Origin of the sequence: Dyella dinghuensis, assembly GCF_003977615.1 — a bacterium.
Taxonomy (GTDB): Bacteria; Pseudomonadota; Gammaproteobacteria; order Xanthomonadales; family Rhodanobacteraceae; genus Dyella_B; species Dyella_B dinghuensis.
Window position 1 is genome coordinate 150,942 of record NZ_RYZR01000006.1, and the last position, 19,316, is coordinate 170,257.

Below are 19,316 nucleotides of genomic sequence, written 5' to 3' on the forward strand. Positions count from 1 at the left end.
CTCGATACCGATTCCTGGGGGAGACGACGGCTACCACTATTCGGAAAGCCGTTGACGTTCGCTCTCGGTCAGCGCTTGCTTGCGTGCTTCGCTGAGATGTCCCGCGCCGAGCACTTGCACAGGGCTGTTCGGGTCGTAGCCGCTGCCGCTACCGATGATGCTTGAGCTGCTGTCTCCGAAACCGAGCACCTGCACCGAGATGATCGATGGCAATTTGCTAAGCGCATCGTTCTGCTGTTGATTCATGATGTCCTGCGCCACCTTGGTGACGGCGCCGGCGGCGGCGCCAGCCGCAGTCAGCGCACCGACGTTTACTGTCTGCGTCACCGGCACGCCAACCTTGCTGCCCTGCACCTGAATATTCACGGCGTTCAATACTTGCGCGGCGGCCACCACAAGGTTGCCGGAAACGCGAATGCCTGCATCGCCCGCATCCACCGTGCCGCGCGGCGCGACCAGGTAGACGTCGCCCGGCGCTGCGCCCGGAATCGTCTGCAAGGTTGCTATGCCGGCGCCACTGACTTCGCCAAGCGCATTGATCAGACAGTACGCATCGAGATCGCATAGATAGGTGGGCGGCGGTATCACTTCCACGGTTTTCGCACCCTGCCCGGCATTGATATCGCCGTTGGAACTCCAGATCACCATATTGCCGCCCTGCTCGGTAAAGATGCGGCTTTGCGCAAGCAGCAGACTGCGATCGGTGAATATGTTCACGCTGCCCTGCTCGAGCGTAAGCACGCCCATGCTGTTGGGACCGGCAACGATCTGACCTTCGGAGTTGGTGATCACCGGCGGTGCATCGACGCTGCCGATCAACGCCTGGCCGCCAGGACCCAAAATATTGATATTGCCGCCCTGCTGGGTCTGGATCGTGGAGCTGCGGATATCCAGATCGCCCGTATCCACCGTTTTCGCTTCGCCATTGAGGCCGCCTGCACCTGTACCGTTGTCGGTATAACCGAACGAAGCGGGGAACAGGCTGCTTATGGCGGCGTAACCGCGCGCGTACTGGTGATAGTAAGAACTGCTGGGCTCGTTGTAGTCCGCGCCGACCTGCGCCAGCAGCTTGAAGAACTCCTGCTGCACGAACTGTTGCTGCACATAGCTGGGCAATTGCTGGAAGGCACTTTCGGCTTGCTGAGTAGTCAGCACAATGTTGCGCTGATCTTGCGCGAAACCGGTGTCGACGACTTGCCCGTCTTGCTGTTGCTCCATGAAAGTGACCAGATCCGGCAGCAAGCTGCCGAAGCCGTCCACGTCGCTGGGATTGCTCAGGTACTGAGTGAGGAAATTGCTGGTGTCGATACCAGGCGCAACACCGAACGACACGTCGATGTTGGCGCCATCGTGAGGCAGATAGAGATTGAGCGCATTGCCAACGGTTTCGATGCCGGTCGGCGAACCCTCATTGCTATTGGCGTTGAGCAGATCGGTCTGACTGGTGAACGGGCCGATATTGCGACCCGCTTGCACATCCAACGTACCCACACCGCTGAGCTCGATCACGGGTACCAGCTGGTAATTCAGCGCAGTAGGCGCGAAAAGACTCAGCGGCCCACTGCCGGTGTATTCAGTATCGTAGATGCTGCCGCCGGCTGCGATTCGCGTGATATCCGATGCATGCGTTTGCTGGCCGATAAACGAAAGATCGACGATGCTGTTGCCCGCATAAATCAACGCCGGCTTATCCGGTTCGATCAGCATTTCATCCATCTGGATACCGTTGGGCGCCTGCGTACCGTCGATGATGCTGCCGTTGAGCGCATAGATGCGCGCCGGCGTCGTGTCGTCATCATGCAGTCCTGCCTGATGCAACAAACTCTCGTCACCATTTCCGTTGGCTGTAGGCAAGTTATCCAGGTACAGAATCGACGATATATAAGGGTAGAGCGTGCTATTGGCCGAGCCCTGCGGCTGCAAGGGCGAAGGCAGCACCGAGGCATTCGCGTCGATCAGACCAAAGCCATCGGTCGCGCCTTGGAAAGTGCCATCCAAAGAATAGTTTTCCTGCGCGAAGTAAACCGAATTGCCGGCGATCAAATTTAAATTGCCGGTGGCGGACGGATACAAGCCACCCGCTGTAAGCACATTGATGTTTCCGTTGAGCGCGGCGAAATCGAGCGTCGAGGGCAGTACGCCAAGATCATTGGGCGTTTGCGCATTGAACAGCTGCGTTTCCCAGGTCAGGCTGCCCAGTGTCACGTCACCCGAGACCGTCGTCGCCTTGACCGCCGAGCTGGTGCTATAGCTTTGCTCGTCCGAGACGATGCCGGCCGGATCGATATAGGACGGATCGAGAATCGCTCCGATATTCACGCCATCGCGAGCCTGCACGTTCCACTGCGCATCCTGCAGCGCAAGCAACGTAGAAGCGGGCATGGTAGCGCCACTGAGTGAAGCGCCGGTGGCGGAAACGCTACCGCTCGGCAACACGTACGTGAAATCGGAGCCGATCGAACCGTCGGCCGAAAGACTGCCGGTTCCTTTTGCGACGAAATAACTGCCGCTGAGAATGTCGCCGCCCGCGTTGACGTTGAGATTGCCGCCGCCGACGGTGGTGATGGAGGTATTCGTTGCGTTGGCGTACCAGGTCGTCGGCAAGGAAACCGACAGGTTGCTGATATTGCCGCCGGCGTTGACAGTGACATTGCCGCCAACACTCATCACGCCCTGATCGAAGTTGGCGAAGTTGATCGACGTGCCGGTAGTGACCAGCGTACCGTTGACGCTGTTGACGTTATTGCCGGTTTCCAGCCAAGGCCACCAGAACTGGCTGACCAGCGTACCTGGCGTACCGGTGATGTTGCCGGTCGTGTCGTAAACCTGTTCGATGGCGTTGATGTTGCCGCCAGCGCTCAGCAACACATTGCCCGCGTTGGCGGGAGTCACCAGGCCATTGACCAGCAGATCCGGCAACGGGCCATCGAATGAGGGAAAAACTTCCGGCGTCACTCCGGTGCCCGCCGTGGTGCCCGCTGCCGGTGCGCCGGCGGTGTAGATCGCTGCGGGTGCGGTCGAATCCTGCCAGTCGATATCGCCCGCCGCCACGATATCGATGGAACCGGTGCCCGTGCGCACCACGGTGGGGAATTCCAGCGTTTCGCCGTTGCCGCCGTTGGCCGTGTATTGAGCGGCGAAATGACCATCGAGATTGACGTTGCCTGCGCTGGTGTTCGCGACCACGGCAAGCGGATTTGCGCTGGCGAAATTCGCGCCCGCCACCAGTTGGTAACTGCTGCTCGAACCACCCAGTAGCGTCGCCGAAGCCAGCGACGCCGGATTGCCGAGGCTTGGCATATTGGATGGCGAATTGTTCGCTACCTGCGGCGTGACCGCTGCCGCACTTACCGGCGCAAACGGTGCGTAGAAGAACTCCGGACCGTAGCCGCCGGTATTGCCCAGGTTGTTGAAGACATAGTTGTAGTACGCGTCAAAGCCCGTGATATAGGTGCCGTAATCCCCCGAATACTGCGTGTAGTTGCCGCTTGCTTCCGACTGCAGCGGCGACAAGATAGGCGCCGGTGTCTGCAGCTGCGAAAGCGGCATGCTGAAAGGATTGTCGTTCGCGGAAGTGAAGTTGCTCGTCAACCATTGCTGATACGCACTCACATACGCAGCGTAGGTTGGATAAGCACTGATCTGCGGCCAGGGCAGGCTCGTCAGGTTATAGGGAAGGAACGCAGCCCAATCGCCCTGGTTGTAGTCGTTCGACCAGGTTCCCGCTTGACCCGCGCCCACGGTCTGAATGTACGTTTGGTAGTTCGCGTAGTACGCGTTGGATTGACCTGCCAACGGAGCATTGATCGGCTGATAGAAATTGGGGCTGTTGGGATAGGCGCTGTTGGGACCGCTAAGCGCGGTGATATCGGTAGGACTGGTTCCTATGCCGCCCGTGTTTGGATCCCAGAAAAACGTCAGTCCGCCGTTCCATAAGTACCAGGGACCCGCGCCGTTCTGATCCGCAAGATTGTCGTTTTCCAGGAAATTGATCGTGTTGTTGTACAACGCCAAATCCGCGTCATACAGCGGATTGTCTCCGCCGCTCCCCGACTGCTGAAGAACAGGCGCCGCAATCGCCGCACCGCTGTTCTGCTGATAGAAACCGTCGGTGATGCTGGCGTCGACATCCACGTTTTGCAGCGCGCGCAATGTCAGCGTCGGCGCCGTACCCGATGCGGAGATGGAAGGATTGGCGCCGTAGCGATACGCCAACTGGATCGTGCCATCGGCAGCCGTCACGCCGGCACCGAGGTTCCAGTTGGTAAGCACCGAGATATCGCCGCCGTTGATGCTGGCATCCGGATTGATCAGCTCGATGCCCGGACTGATCTGCAGATTGGCGATGCCCGCATAGCGATTGCCGAAAATGTAACCCGGCTGCTCCACGTAGCTCATCAACGTGCCAGGATCGGCGGTGTTGCCGCCGACATAACCGTAGAAATCCTGATGCGCGGCGTTGGCCGACGTCGGCACGAAGTAATCGTTGCTGAGATAGGTCTGCAGCATGGCGGCTGAAGTGGGTGCCGTGAGCGTGTTACCCGCTGCGTCGTACCAGGTACCGGCGACCATTTGCGGTGTGCCGCCGGGGCCTGCGCTGTACCAACCGGCGGGATCGATCAGGCCATCGAAGTGCTGCGCGGCATTCGTGTTCGGATCATCCGTGCTCCACACTGCATACGGCACGATGGTGACGTTGTTGGCGCCAACGATCGATGCATTGTTGGCGAACGTAATCGGCACATCGCCATTGGTCAGCAACGGTGCGCGCAGACTGACGATGCCGCCCACACCAGGCGAACCACCGGTGACATTGATGACGGCATTCGGTCCGAACACGATGCTGCCGGCGCTGCCGGGCTGCACATTCTCGTAACCGTATGTCGGGTTGAGCGTGCCATCCGCTGTGCCGATGGTGCCGATCTGCACGATGCCGCCCATCTGATCCGGCACGCTGCTGGTGGCCAGCAGGCTGCCGTTGACGGTAACGCCGTTACGACCGTACAGCTCGATTTCTCCCGCCGCATTGCCGGAAACATTGATCGTGCCTTCGATATCCACCACACCGTTGTTGGGATCGACCGCACCGCCACCGCCGTTGGCAGTGAGATACACATCCTGCGCCACCAGGCTTTGCCCGGCGGAGAGCACCAGGTTGCCGGCGCCGCTGGCGATGGCGATACCGCCATTGGCGCCCGCGTTGTGGATCAACTGCGCCAGTTGATCCAGATTCAGCGCGCCGCCGCTGCTCAAAGTGAAATAGCCACCCTTGTAACCGCTGGCCGCGCCACCTTCGAAGCTGCCATTCAGTGTCGCTAGATTGTTCGCAAAAATAGTCAGGTTGCCCGCCGTACCGCCCAGCGGCGCACCCGCAAAGTTCACCACGGCGCCGGTATCCACGATCACCGAACCCTGGTTCGAAACAAGCGCAAGATCGCCACCCGGCGCATACGTAGTGACGTCGTAGAAGGTCTTGTTGACGCCAGCGGCATCGACGTTGGCGCCGCTGCCAAGCGTGACGTCTCCGCTGGTGGCGGTAAGGCTGAGCTTGCCCGCCAGCGCATCCACTTGCGTGCCCACGCTGAGCGAGCCGCCGCTGAGCGACAGCGTGCCACCCATGTTGTTATCGGCCAGCGCTGTGCCATTGGCAGCGTTGATGGCAAAACTGCCGGTGGTCGTCAACGCAGTATCGCCACCGCTTGCGGCCAAGATGATCGGCGTGTTGAAACTGACATTGGCGGCGCCGAAATTCACGCCGCCAATGTCTTGGCCGGTCATACCCTGGCTGACGTTGGCGGTGATGTTGCCAAAACCCTGCGTGACGCTGTTGCCGACGGTGAAGTCCAGTTCGTTCGCATCGAGCGTCAACTGGCCCGAGCCTGCCGCCGCCGTGGCGCTGCCGCCGCCGATGGCGTTACCCAGGCCGAGCGTTGCCGCCTTAATGCTGACTGTGCCGCCGTCGCTCTCATAGGCGTTTGCATTGAGATCCAGCGTTTGCGGCAGATCGATGCTGACATTGCCCAGGAAATCGATGGCGCCGCGGCTGCTCAGCGTGACCTGGCTGGCGTTGTTGAACAGGCTCAAGGTGCCGGGACCGATCACCAGGCCACCGATGCCCGCCGCCGACGCGCCGCTGCCGATAAAGCTGATCTGATTCGCGGTAGCCTGGATGTTCTGCGCAGTGAATATCGCGTTCGGATCGACGCTGGTGACGCCGGTGGTATCCATGGTCAGCGAATTGCCACCCTGCACGGTGGCGCCGGCATCGACCGTGAGATTGCCTGACGTGCTACCGGAAACATCGTAGCGAGTGACTTGGGCAATGCCGTCCTGCGACACGCGCAACAGCGCGCCACTGCCGCTGACAGCAGCAGTGCCGCTGGTGGCGTTTGCATTGCTGCCGAACAGCAACGGCGTGGTGTTGGCGACGCCGCTGCCAGTGGCTGCGATATAGCTGCCGGACTGCAGCGAGATGCCATCGCCGCTGCCGTTGGCGACCAGCAGAATCTCCTGCCCTTGCAGCGGATCGGCGCTGTCGTTGGACAGCACGACGCTGTCGGCACTGCTGTCGATCTGATAGCCGTTGCTGGTGAGCTGACGCGTGCCACCCAGCAGCAAGCTGCCTGCACCCAACGCGGTCAATTGGTCGGCGGAAAGCTGCACGTAGCCAGCCATCGGCGTTGAATCGGCGCCCACCACCTGGATCGCCTGCGACGCGATGTCCACCATGCCAGGACGCCCATCGCTGGCGGGCGCGTTGTCCAACGTGGCGCCCAGCTGCAATTGCTGGGTCGCGCTCAGTATCAGATGACCGCCGTCGGCGGGCAGCGATGGCGCAACCGTACCGTTGCTCGCGGCCTGCGCGGTGAAGTAACTGTCAGCGTTGGTGAAGGTGTATTGCGAATACTGCTGCCACACCGATGACGACTGCACCAGGAAAGTGGTGTTGGTGGATTGATGCGCACCGTCCAGTGCGTTGCCGAAATAGCCTGTGATCGCGAGCGTGCCATCGGGCAGCACCGCGTTCTGGCCCAGCACGGCGTTCTGCGAACTGGTGTCCTGCACCACGCGGTAGGCGCCGGGCAAGGTTGCGTATCCGGCAGGCAACAAGGTGTAGTAACCAGCGGGCAAGCCGGCGATGCCGGACAGATAAACCGATTCGCCCACGGCCGGCCCGGCACCCGCGCCCGCGGCATTGGTCATCGCCGCATCCTGCGCACCGACCGGCGCGTTGTAACCGGGCAGGATGGCGTAGATCGCGCGTCCATCGGTGTATTGCGGCACCTGCGTGCCGGTGCTGCCATTGGCGTAACTGGTTTCGTATTGGGTCAGCACGTTGACGCTGCCGCCCGTGCCCGGCACCCATTCCGACGCCTGCAACGTGCCGCCGCCGCTGATATCGATGGTCGCGCCGCTGTTGAGCGATACATCGTTACCGGTGATGGTGATCGACTTGGCGGGCGGCGCAGTCAGCGGTGAAACGGCATAAAGCGGATCGCCGGCATAGTTCCACTGCTGACCGTCGGTTGTGCTTCCGTAAGGCACCGTTTCGCCGTCGAGCGACACCGAGGTGAGACTGCCGGCACCGAGCGTGACGTTTTGTGTGCGGACCAGATTCAGATTGATGCCGATCGCTGCAAGGCCGAAGCTCGTCGACGTGGCCGTCGTATCCTTTACGCCGATCAGAAGATTGCCGGACGGTACCCAGACCGTACCGTTTTGCACGATGTTGCTTGCATCCAGCAGCAAGCTGCCGCCGGCGGACAGCGGCATGCTCGCAACACCGTTGCCCAGGATGGTCAGCGTCGTGCTGAGCGCCTGCCCTTGTGCGTTGCTCAGACCGGAAGCATTGGCGTCGACCGCGAACGCGTAGTTGGTAACCGGGTAAAGCTCCGCCGCCTGCAGCGTGATGTTTCCGGTACTGAATAACAGGCCCGGAATGACGCCGCCGGTGCTGTTGTAGAGGTTGCCCGTCGCCGTGGGCTCGTAGAAACGGATGGCATCGCTGGCGGTAAGACTGGTGTTCGCCCAGCCCTGCAAATTGAGCTGGCCGCCGATATCCATGAAACCGGCATCGATATCCAACGTGCCGCTGCCGGCGACCGGACTGCCCGCGAACGACGCCCCAGTGCCCGCGAGATTGCCCGTCATTTCCACATAGGGCGCGTTGATCTGCACCGTGCCATCGCCCACGTTGTAGGCGGTGGTGCTGACACCGGACAGATCCTTGCTGCCCGCCGGCAACGCCGTAAGTGTCGGCGCATACACCTCGAAACTCTTGCCCAGTGAAAGATCCACGTCACCGGCAAAACCGACCGGCACACTCTTGTAGCCAGCGCTGTTGGCGATGGAAGCATCGGGGCCGAGAGTCAGGCTGGTGATGCCCGAGTCATTCAACCGATCCAGTGCGAAATACAGCACGCCCGTCGCTGCGGCCGGCGGCGCAATGCCGCCTGGTTGCAGACCGGAACCGGGCACCAGCAGCCCGGATTGCTGCAATACGATGGCAGTCGACGTGGGGACGTAGAAGTTGTTCGGCGCCTGCATGCCGGTAATCTGCAAGCTTCCGCCTTCGGCTTGCGAACTGCCTCCCTGCGCCCGCAAGCTGCCGTCTGCATAGAGGCCCGCGGCGGCATCCAGCACGATCGAACCGGCATCGCTCCACACCGGCGTGGGTACATAACCGGTCTGGGCACCATTGGATGCACCATTGGCGCTGGGCAGGTCGTAAACGTCGGAGCTACCCGACACATCGATCACACTGCCCTGCTGAGTAACGACATAGCCTTCGTTGGAAGTCAGGCTGACGCTACCGCCGTCCAGTACCGCGCCGGCGCGAGGCGTATAGCGTGCAACCAGGCCCAGGCCCGTGCCATCGCTCGGCACAGCCGCCGCCAAGGGATTGATCAGGGATACACCGGCGGCATTGATATCCGCCTGTGGCCCCAGCCACACCTCCGGCAGGCTGTTGAACGGCATGGCGGTCAGAGGTGTCGTGCTGAGGTCGATGCTGCCGCCAGGCGCATCGATGGTGCCGTTCACGATGGTCGATTGCGTACCCGCCAACGCAATGCTCGCGCCTGCGCCTGCGGAAATCACAGCGCCCGCATTTAGCGTCACCGAGCCCGTGACATCGGGATACACCGGGCCGGGTTGGCCCGCGCCTGTACTCCAGCCCAAGTATTGGCCCGCACTCAGTGAAAAACCTGGACCGTTCGTACCGCGGGAGATGTACTGCAGGTAGGGCGCCAGCTGCCCCACACTGACATAAGCGCTATCGGTTAGCGGACTTTCGCCATAGATGTTCGTGCCCGTTGGTGCGGCCAGCAGCGCGGGGACATTCGGCAGCAGATTGTCGCGGCTGATCTGCACCACTGCGCCCGGAGCGATGGTGGCGTCGGTGATGGAAGTAAGCGCGTAGTTGTCGAAACCCTGGCCCGCGAAGAAGGACGGCGACAGGTACAGTCCGTTGCTCATCGCAAGATTGCTAGTGTTGCCGCCAATCTGAATATCGATCGCTTGCAAGGCAAGCGTACCGCCGCCGCTGAAGCCATACGCACGCAAGCTGCCATCCAGCACCAGCTTGCCCTGCCCCAGCGACGAGGGGGCGGTTATGAATGTGTTGTCGCCCTGATTTGCGTAATCGATCAGGCTGATATTGCCGCCCGAACCATCCGGTACGCCGTTGGTCAATTGCAGCTGACCATTGCTGTTGACGTAACCGCCGCTGGATACGTCAAGCAAGCTGCCGGACTGCAGCACGATGGAACCCGTTTCATCCGTCGGCGCTCCGCCGGCGCCGCCGCTTGCAAACGCGTACTGCTCATCGATCAGGCTGATGCTGCCGCCATTGATGTAGCGCTCGCCAATGTAATTGGTGGCGTTCGTGCCAGCGTCGTTGACCCATAGGCCGGCTGTGCTCAGCACAGCGCCGCTGCCGATGGTGATGTCCTGCGGCAGCGTCGCGCCGGTAGCACTGGCCGGGTCGGTGATGGGGCCGCCGGATGCGGTCAAGGTGATGGCACCGGAGGGTGCGCTGAGTTCACCGAGAACGTTGATGGCATTTGCCGCGAACTGGATGGAACCACCGGGCTGCACCGCAAGCACGGTGCCGGCCGGTTCCAGAATTTCGCCGTGGCCCAATCCACCGAAAGCATCCGGCGCATTGAAATTCAGATCGAGCGTGCTGAAGCCTCCTTGCTGCACCAGATTGGCCGAGATCGGCAACCACCGCGCCAGGTCATACGGGTTGGTGCCGGCGGGATCTTCGTTGGCGAGTACGTTCGACCACGGTGTCGCGGCCTGGAAGCCTGGATCGAGCTGATCGAGCGACGTCACCGACGGCTGCAGCAAGTAGCTGAGCGAGGCGAGCGAACCCGATGCCGTCTGCGTACTGAACGCGCTGACATCCAATGTTCCGCCGCTGGGCTGAGCACCCTGCGCCACCTGGTTACGGCCGGCAAACGCCTGCGCACTTATCTGGCCGTCCAGCACCAGAGCGTCGCCGGTCGCGATGTTGAGCGTGCCGGCATTGCCACCCACGGCAAAGCCGTTGTCCCAGCGCGTGGTGCCGGCCAGCAGCGGATTGCTGTAGTTGGTGGTGATGCCCCAGCGATTGTCGACCACTTCGTAATCGCCGGCGAAGCCGACATACGTCAGGTTGGGATTGGCATCGGCGATGTTGTAGATCTGACCGTTCGAGGCCAGCACATTGGGCGTGGTAATCCAGCCCGGCTGGTACGCGACGTAGCCACCGTCGAGATTGAGCTCGGCGCCGCTGCGCACGATGACCTGCGCACCGTCGAGGCTGATCGTGCCGCCATTGGTCATCAGCTGATTGACGGTGCGCGGCACATCGTCGACATAGCCGGAAACATTGAGGATCGGACTGCCTACCCACGCGAGTCCGTTCGCGGTCGTGCCGCTCTGCGTGCTGTCTACCGTAAGGTCGGCGGTGTGATACAGGAAGCTGTTGCGCAGTAGCGGCGAATTGGCCAATTCGTTCTGGCCCACCAATGGAATGGTGACCAGCAAGGCCGACATGGGCAGCTCGACGTCAGCGAGACCCGAGACATCGATGACCGTACCGTTGTCGATATAGAGGCGGCCCGTTTGCGGATTGGCGTAATCGTCGCCGGAGTAAGCCGAGGTCGCCGGATACGCATTGATGACGAGATTGGCGCTGGGCGCTTCCAGCAACGAGCCGGATTGGAAAGTGACGGTCTGGCCGCTGAGCGTTAGCTTGCTGTCGCTTTGCTCGAATGCCGCAGTGGCTGCAGCGGTAGACGTGGTGGTCGAGCCGTCTTGTTCCGGCAGTACGGTGGTGATGGAGTTGGGACCGAGCGTCAGGGTGCCGCCACGTACGTACTCGCTGCCATTCCACTGATCCTGCGCATTCAACACGATGCTGCCGGCGTAGTTGATGCTGGTCGACGCCAGCGCCACACCGTTTTGGGTGACGTTGTAGCCGTCCATTTCCACTTCGCCGCGGCGCGATTGCAGCAAACCGGTATTGGTCGCCGTGCCGCCGGGGTAGTTGGAAGTGGCACCCAGCGCATTCACTACTGACAGTGGTTGGGTGGTCGACGTGCCGTTTGCATTGGTGAATGCCACACCCGCTGCGAGGATCACCTGCCCCTGGTCATCCACGATGCTGCCGGCATTGGCGACGTTGGGCGCAGCCAGCAACACGAAGCCTTGCGTGCCGCCGGTGATGGAGGCGCCATCCTGCACCACGACATCGTGATTCTTGCCGTCGGTGAAAATGCCATTGGCCAGGAACGGTACGTTGTTCTGGACGGCGTTGATGCCGCCATTGAGGAAGTCGCTATTGCTGGTGGCGATGTCGCTGCTGAACAGATCCAGCGAACTGGCGATCAGCGACTGCGTATTCACCTGGCTGCCGGCACCGAACAGAATGCCGTTGTGATTGAGCAGATACACCGTGCCTTCGGCCTTGATCTGGCCGAAGATCTGACTGGGCACACCGCTGGGATCGATCACGCGGTTCAGCACAATCCAGTTGTTGTTGCTGCCGTTGGTCTGGTTGCCGCCGCTTTGATTGAAATACAGCTCCGTGTTGGTGCCGACGTTGAAGCTGCTCCAGGTGAGGATTGCCTTCTGCGCGGTCTGCTTGACCTGAACAGTGGTCTGTCCGTTCGACGTGGTTTGCGTAGGCAGGTTGGCGTTTTGCCATAGCGATGGATCGCTTCCCACACCAGGCGCAACAACCAGTCCGCCCGGGGTGAGGCCATTGGGCACGGGCGATGGTTGTTGCTGAGCAGCTTGTTGTGCCGCCTGCTGCGACGCCATTTGTGCGGCGACCGCCTGTGCGGCGCGATTCAAGTTGGCGATCGACTGCTGTACGTTTTGGTTTTGCAGCAGTTGCGCGGGCGATTGCGGAGCAATACCGCTCGTCGACGGCGAGCCGGTGGAATTCTGTTGTGAAACTGCTTGATTGTGCTGTTGCGCCAGCCACGCCTGACTCAGCGGGGGCGGTGCGGCGCGTGCCGTAATCGCGGTGAGCGCCAGCACGGATGCGATGGCAAAGGCCAGGGGATGTCTCGCGCCGATAGCGCGTTTGACGGAACGGGAATACTGACCTGAATTGCCCGGTGTGATCACGAAACGTTTCCCCTGGCGTTGCTATGGCACCGTTTTATCGATGCCCTCGGCTGGATAGACCGTCGTGTTCGCCACCGACTGAACCATGTCATCAAAATTTAATTTGCACTGTCGCGGCGGCTTAACGTCTCACTTGCAAATGATCGTCACGGCGTTTGACAAAACCGGTGTCGCGGCGCGGATCAGTGCGCGGGAGCGGGCACGCCGAACAACGGAAGCGGCGGCGCTGGCGGCGGCCGCTGCGGCACCGCGGATTTCCCCAGCGCATTGCCCATGCGGATGCTCAAGGCGGAAAAATTGAATTGTCCGACCTGCCGATTGCCGGGCTCGTGCGCAACGGCGTCCAGTTGCATGGATGATGCATTGGACACGCCCGCCGATGCAGCAAGGCGTTGATTGAGGCACGCATAAGAAAGCGCCGGATGATCGTTCACGCTGACATCCACGCATGAAGCCGTCGCGTCAGGCGAACCCGCGGCGGCCGGTATCGACGTCTGCGCCGCAATCGGCGCAGATGTCATGGAGAAGACAATGCTCAGTAGCATCCATCCGCGCATGGCATGTTTACTCCTCCTGCAGATCGACTTCTCTAAGGGGTTGTACCGGGCGCACTGGAGGCAGGCAGCGTTTCCAGGTTGAACGACATGGTGGTGACCTTGGCGTCCAGGCCTTGCACCACCGCAGCCGTCAGATCGTTGGCCATGTTGCCGCCCAGCACGACGCTGCGGTCGAGCAACAAGCCGCAATTCTTGCTCTCGTAAGCGCTGACGATGACCGGCTGCGCATATTGCGCGATCTGATCCAGCGCCTTGGCGCGGGTCGCTTCCAGTTCCCGCGTACGCAGCGCTTGATCTGCCTGCACCTGCTGCACGCGCTGCGCGAGTGCCTGTTCGCGCGTTTGGCGCTGGTCGGCCGTCAGCGAAGCGGCCTGCGCGCGATAAGTCTGCACGTCGGCGTCGATAGGTTTGCGTTCGGTGTCTATCTCGCTCTGCGCTTGTTCGGCCAACTGCTTCAGGCGGGCCGATGCGGCCATGCCGACTTTGGCATGGGCAAAAATGGCTTCGCGCGACAAGAGACAAACGCCGGCAACGGCCGGGCCGTTCAAGGGCATGTTGCTGTTGGTCTGCGCATGCAACAAAGCGGACGGCGCGCCTGCCAGGGTTGCGATTGCGATAGCCATCAAAGTGCGGTCAATGCGCATGGCGGTTCCTTCTGGATGAATGGCGAACGACAACACTGGCACCAATCCAAGTACTTTGCATGACCGCCGCCAGCGATTTCGTCGTCACGGTTTTTTCACGCTGGTCGCGCGCGGGTCGTAGCGCTGCTCGTAGAGGCGATCGCCATACGCTTGCGCGGCGTTTTCCAGCTTTACGCGTTCGGATGCCGCAAAGGGTTCGCGGCTCGCGATGACGGTGCCTATCGTCATGTGGCTATACGCGTCGAGAATCTCGTTGCCGATCTGGTAGAGCTGCTTGTTCCTGGCCGTGCATGTCGTGACCTGATTCTGGGTTTGCGCGAGCTGCGCGCCAAGGTCGTTGCCGTGCACCAGTTGTGCCTGCGATTGCGCATTGGCGCTCGCCACGGCTTTTTGCAAAGCCTGTATCTGTGTTTCGTCCTGCGCTCGCGCGGCGCGTTCGGCGCTCAATGCCGACGCATCCTGGGTTGAACCGGACTTGTTTTTGTTCAACTCGGCCTTGGCCGCGTCGAGCGCTTTGCGCGCGTCGTCACGCTCCTGTTGAAGTTGGGCTTTTTGCGCGTCCCATTGCGCTTGCTGTCCTTGCAAATCTTGAAGCTGGCTGCGCGCATCGACCAGCTGCGAACGCAGTTGTTCCTCCAGTGTTTGCGCGCGAACACACGGGGCGGCCAACGCCAAGCACAGGACACCTAAACCAATCGCTAAAGGTTTCATCTGTCCATCCTCAGAACTTGGTGCTTATTTCGAACTGCACAACGTCGAGGGTGAAAGGCGGCCCATAGACCTGTTTGGCACCGTAGTAACGCGCCGACAACCAGGTGCCCGGTGCGATGCCATAGTCGGCGGTCAGGATGAAGCCCTTCGCGTTCGTTCCGCCAAGATGGAAGTTCTGATCGGTCAGGCCGTCGAGCGTCGCATCGGGCTGCAGATACTTGTAGCCGAGTGCGATATTCCATTCATTGAGCGCGCTGGGATGTGGATTGCCGACAACGCCGCGCACCAGCCAACCCACCGGACCACTCTTGTATGGACCGGTGGTATCCGCAGTGGGACCGCCCTGATAGTTGTTGACCGGAATACCCAGGTCGTCCGGGTAGCGATCGAACGCCTCACGCATGTGATAGGCCATGTTGCGTTCGTATTCGGCCTGAATTTCCATCGGCGTTTCGCCGATCTTGAAATCGACCTTATTGGTCAAATCGGCGATGTGATAGTTGTACGCAAGGCCGACGAACTGCGGCTGCGCGTAGTTATCCGGCGAAGAAGGATTGGGAACGATATCGCGCAGCAGGAATACCGTATTGCCCCATTGCATGTAATCGGGTGCTTCGTAGTCGGTGCTGCAGTAGTTGATGCCGGTATACAGCTCGCACGGTGAGGAAAGCTGACCCTGCATGCGATTGAAGTAGTAGTACGCCAACGCAACCCGCCACTGCGCATCGTCGGCGAACTTCCAGCTCAGACCGAATTGCGCGGCGGTCATCCACTTGTCGCCACCGGCGTTCTTGTCGCTGCTGTAGGAGTTCGTCGGCGCTTCGTTGTCGACGTACTGAATCGGAAATGCACCAACCGTCGCGAAGGACGACAGGTCATCGGTAATCGGCAAATGGCCTTGTCCGGCGATGCCATCGAAATTCAGCTCGGGCGCATAGATCAGGTCGGTGACCAGGAACGGATCGGTCATGCGGCCCGCCGTCAGCGAATAGTATTGCGACGGTTGCCACTTCACGTACGCGAGATTCAACCAGATATCTTTCTTTACTAGGCCGCCACCGAGGGTTTGCGTGGTCGACACCGGATTGTCGTCATCGCCTGAAGCAAGCGCCACGCCGGCGGTGATCGTATCGCCCAGCTTCACGTTCATGCCGATGTGCGCCTGCAGGCGCAGCATGTTCGTGCGGTTTTGCGTCGAATTGAGAATCGGCGGCAGCGCCCCCGATGTAATGGAGTTGATGTCGTACGGGCCGGTGCGGTTGAGCGTGGCGTAGTCGATGAAATCCGTCGCGTTGTTGCGGCTGTACAGCCACGATTCGTCGCGCACATGCAGATCGCCGTACCAGCTGATGCGGTCAAGCCAGTCCGGCAATGCATTGGGCTCGGCCCAATGTTCGCTCTTGGCCTGCGCGATCACTTCCTGTTTTACCTGATCGCGTATTTCATTGCGCACGTTCTGCGGAACATACACCGCGCGCACATCACCGGGTTGCGCGCCATCGCTTGGCGGAACCGCAGCGGGCGGCGCCGCACTGCGCGCCTGCGCCGCTTCGTCGTTGGCCTGCTTCAACAAGCCATCGGCTTCCGATTGCGAGATCAATCCTTTTTTCACCATCAACCGAATCAGGTTGATGGTGGCATTCGGCGATGGCGCCGCATCCTGCGCAAATGCGGAGAGGGCGTGGCCACACAACAACAAGCCGACAATCATGCACAGCGCCCGCTTCTGCGGACGCCGGGCATTTCCTGATGCGATTCGAAACGTCATCACACTCTCCAATACGGTCTTGCCAAGGGCGATATGGATATTCGGTATACGGACTCAGCCAGGCCGGAAGCCGCGCATCGCGATGCGCACCGGCATGCTTAAATTCGGGGGTGGCGGCGTATCGATGCGAACGCCGCGCAGTACATCGACAAGCGCGTGGTCCGTACTGGCCACGCCGCTGGAATTGACCAGCTCCACGCGCGCAACGCCGCCGTCCGGCGACAGCCACAGATTCACGTGCACTTCGAACACCAGCCGGCGCGTGCGATCGTCGTGTTGAATGGCTTCTTGCAGCGCGTAACTCAGATACTGTTCGTATGTCGAACCGCCGATGCCGTTACCGCCGCTGCCCACCATGCCGCCGCCTGCGCCGGCACCGATGTTGAACGAATCGTTGCCCGCCTGCGCCGGGCCATTGATGGTGATTTGCTTGGCAAGGTCCGGCGCTTGCTTGGGCGCTTCGACCGGCTTCAGCGGTTCGGCAGGTTTGGGAATGTCCTGCTTGGTCTCTTCGACCTTCTTCTGTTCCGGCGGCTTTTCCTTCGGCGGAGGCGGTGGTGGCGGCAACGGAGTGATCGTCGCGATGCGCGGTGCCGAACGGCGCACGCCAACGTGATGGCCCGCCATCATCCAAATCAGGTACACCACGGCGAGCGCTGCGACGGCGGCGAAGAGACGTCCGCGCCATCGGCGCCAACCAGTGCGTTCTGTGTCGTCCCGCTCGGCCATCGCGATGCTCCGCCCCGTCAGCCAGGCTGCTTGCCGGTCACCAGACCGACTTGCGTGAGATCGAGACGACGCAGCAGATCGAGAATGTCGATCACTTTCTGGTATTGCACGTTGGAGTCGCCCTTCACGATCACCGGAAAATCGGGCGTCAACGCTTTCTGTTCGCGCAGGCGTTGCTCCAGTTCGCCGATCGTTACCGGAAAGGCGTCCAGATAGATTTGCCCCGTATCCGAAATGGTGATGGCTTTGGTCTGCGGCTTGGCCATGCTGACCGACGCACTGGCTTTGGGCAGATTGACCTTGATGCCCTGCACCGCTGCCGTGGTCATGATGATGAAGATCACCAGCAGCACATACGCCAGATCCAGCATCGGCGTGATGTTGATGTCGTCATAAGGTTTGTCTTCGTCATTGACCCGCATGACGCACCTCGCGCGCATCGAGCGTAGACTGATCGGCGGATCGATGCAGCTCGGCCAGGCGGGTAACGAATTCGTCGACGAACACCTGCATGTTCGCAGTGACTGCTTTGTTGCGCGTCAACAGGTAGTTGTAGCCGAACAAGGCGGGAATCGCGACGAACAAGCCCGCAACCGTGGCGAGCAACGCAGCGGAAATGCCCGGCGCGATCGCGTTGATATTGACGTCGCCCGCCGCCGCAATCGCAGCGAAGGTGATCATGACGCCCACCACGGTGCCGAGCAGGCCGAGGAACGGACCACCCGAAATGGCGATCGTCAGCATCACCATCGAGCGCGAGAGCGCCTGGTTTTCGCGTACGAGCGTGGAGTCCATCACTGCACGAATGGCTTCGATGGATTCCGATGCAATCACCAGATGACCGTGTGCATCGCGGCGGCGCCATACTTCCTTGGCGCCGGTTTCATACAGCCGGTACAGCGACGAATCCGCCAGTTCTTTTTTCGCCGCCGGCGATGCCTCGTTGCCGGACAGACCAAGCAGATTGCCGCCCAGCTCGCGATAGCGATGCATGAAGCGATCGTTCGCATTGCTGACCGCCGACACATAGGTGCCGCGCTGCCACATCACCACCCAGGAAATCAGCGCCATGATCATCAACAGGGCGATGACCACCCAAGCATCCACGGTGACGGATTTGACGATGATGCCGAAGTAGCCGAAACCGAAACCGGATTTTTTCTCGTCTTCGCCATAGGCGATCAATTTCGACTCGGCGCCTTGCGAGGATGCATCGGCTGCGATCAACGTTGGCGAACGTGCGACGCGCGACAGACGCACTTCGTCCATCATCCCGACAAACGATGCGTAAGGAACGGCGGCCGGCGTAGTGCTGGCGACGTCACCACCGAGTGTGGCGCTGCCACTCAACGCAGGCAGCGATGCCGACAGATTGGCGTACGCGTTGCCGTTCACATACAGCACGATCTGACCGCCGGTGGCAGTAACCGCGACATGCGTCCACTGGCCTGCTTTCAACGGTTGGCCCGCTGCGCTGCGTTGCGGCTTGTCGCCATCGATTTCGACGAAGGGCGCACCGCCGTCGATACCGATCAGCAATGCCTTGCCGTCCTGGCGATGGCCGTAGATCAAGGTGGCCGTTGTCGGCAACGCATCCAGCTTGATCCACGCGCTGAAGGTAAAACCGCCGTCCTGTTTGATGTCGAGCGACGAACCGGCTGGCAACGTCACCACGGTCGAACCGTCGAAGCGCGCCGCTTTGCCGGCGATACCGCCGTCGACAATGCGCAGCGCACCGTTCATCGCATTGTTGCCGTAAGCGGTCGCGTCCTTCGGCGGCGCGCCGGTCTGATCGTCGAAGTGATACACCAGCGTGTAGTCGGCATCGAACGTCGCCGGACCGCTGCTCATCGCCGGCGCCTTCGTGTTGCCGTAATACATCCACACGGTTTGCTGGGCGTTTGCCGGAAGATCGGTCACGTCGAGCCATACCTGCGCGACGCCCAGCACCGGATCGAAGTTTTCGATCTGATAGTTGAGCGGCGTCTTGCCGTCGCTGCTGATGAAGCGCAAATCCGCGCCCGTGTTGGCTACGCCGTCGAACTGGAAATTGCCCGGATGAAGGCGGATCAGCAGCGGAATGCGTCCGGTCGCTTGCGACATACTGGCGCCTTTGCTGGTGGTGTCCAGCGTGATCGGCTTGCGGTAAGACCAGTCGTCGTTCCACCAGGACGTCTCGCTTGCGGCGCTCCATCGCGGCAGCAGCAAAAGGCACAGCGCGCATACATAGATGAAATACCGCATGGTCGAACCCCTATCCGGATGTTTCGTAGTAGTCATGTC

8 protein-coding genes are annotated in these 19,316 nt (G+C 61.0%); all 8 read right to left on the reverse strand.

Features of this window, described 5'->3' with window-relative positions; translation table 11 throughout:
- Positions 1 to 36: 36 nt before the first annotated feature.
- The 8 genes from EKH79_RS11745 to EKH79_RS11780 all read right to left on the reverse strand — a co-directional run bounded on the left by EKH79_RS11745 (position 37) and on the right by EKH79_RS11780 (position 19,313).
- A complete protein-coding gene (locus tag EKH79_RS11745) occupies positions 37 to 12,624 on the reverse strand; it encodes a filamentous haemagglutinin family protein (RefSeq protein WP_126674017.1) in 12,588 nt (4,195 codons plus the stop codon).
- Between the two features lie 182 nt (positions 12,625 to 12,806).
- Positions 12,807 to 13,181, reverse strand: a complete 375-nt coding sequence (locus EKH79_RS11750; protein ID WP_126674018.1) for a hypothetical protein — start codon at positions 13,179 to 13,181, stop codon at positions 12,807 to 12,809.
- 32 nt (positions 13,182 to 13,213) lie between these two features.
- Positions 13,214 to 13,825: an OmpH/Skp family outer membrane protein gene (locus tag EKH79_RS11755; RefSeq protein ID WP_126674019.1), complete on the reverse strand. Its 612-nt coding sequence runs from the start codon at positions 13,823 to 13,825 to the stop codon at positions 13,214 to 13,216.
- 84 nt (positions 13,826 to 13,909) lie between these two features.
- Complete coding sequence (locus EKH79_RS11760; protein WP_126674020.1) at positions 13,910 to 14,536, reverse strand: hypothetical protein; 627 nt, start codon at positions 14,534 to 14,536, stop codon at positions 13,910 to 13,912.
- Between the two features lie 10 nt (positions 14,537 to 14,546).
- Positions 14,547 to 16,304 (reverse strand): putative porin, encoded by a 1,758-nt coding sequence (locus EKH79_RS11765; protein WP_126674021.1) that lies wholly within the window; start codon positions 16,302 to 16,304, stop codon positions 14,547 to 14,549.
- Between the two features lie 54 nt (positions 16,305 to 16,358).
- Positions 16,359 to 17,033, reverse strand: a complete 675-nt coding sequence (locus EKH79_RS11770; protein ID WP_126674022.1) for an energy transducer TonB family protein — start codon at positions 17,031 to 17,033, stop codon at positions 16,359 to 16,361.
- Between the two features lie 17 nt (positions 17,034 to 17,050).
- Positions 17,051 to 17,455 (reverse strand): ExbD/TolR family protein, encoded by a 405-nt coding sequence (locus EKH79_RS11775; protein WP_126674023.1) that lies wholly within the window; start codon positions 17,453 to 17,455, stop codon positions 17,051 to 17,053.
- The gene (locus EKH79_RS11780; protein WP_126674024.1) at positions 17,442 to 19,313 is read right to left on the reverse strand and encodes a DUF2341 domain-containing protein; all 1,872 of its coding nucleotides are present in this window, start codon (positions 19,311 to 19,313) and stop codon (positions 17,442 to 17,444) included. The genes EKH79_RS11775 and EKH79_RS11780 overlap by 14 nt, the downstream gene beginning before the upstream one ends.
- Positions 19,314 to 19,316: the final 3 nt, after the last annotated feature.

Bases quoted from the DNA above. Each gene is read 5' to 3' on its own strand.
- EKH79_RS11765 (WP_126674021.1), bottom strand. From the start codon at position 16,304: ATGACGTTTCGAATCGCATCAGGAAATGCCCGGCGTCCGCAGAAGCGG.
- EKH79_RS11750 (WP_126674018.1), bottom strand. From the start codon at position 13,181: ATGCGCGGATGGATGCTACTGAGCATTGTCTTCTCCATGACATCTGCG.
- EKH79_RS11755 (WP_126674019.1), bottom strand. From the start codon at position 13,825: ATGCGCATTGACCGCACTTTGATGGCTATCGCAATCGCAACCCTGGCA.
- EKH79_RS11780 (WP_126674024.1), bottom strand. From the start codon at position 19,313: ATGACTACTACGAAACATCCGGATAGGGGTTCGACCATGCGGTATTTC.
- EKH79_RS11775 (WP_126674023.1), bottom strand. From the start codon at position 17,455: ATGCGGGTCAATGACGAAGACAAACCTTATGACGACATCAACATCACG.
- EKH79_RS11770 (WP_126674022.1), bottom strand. From the start codon at position 17,033: ATGGCCGAGCGGGACGACACAGAACGCACTGGTTGGCGCCGATGGCGC.
- EKH79_RS11760 (WP_126674020.1), bottom strand. From the start codon at position 14,536: ATGAAACCTTTAGCGATTGGTTTAGGTGTCCTGTGCTTGGCGTTGGCC.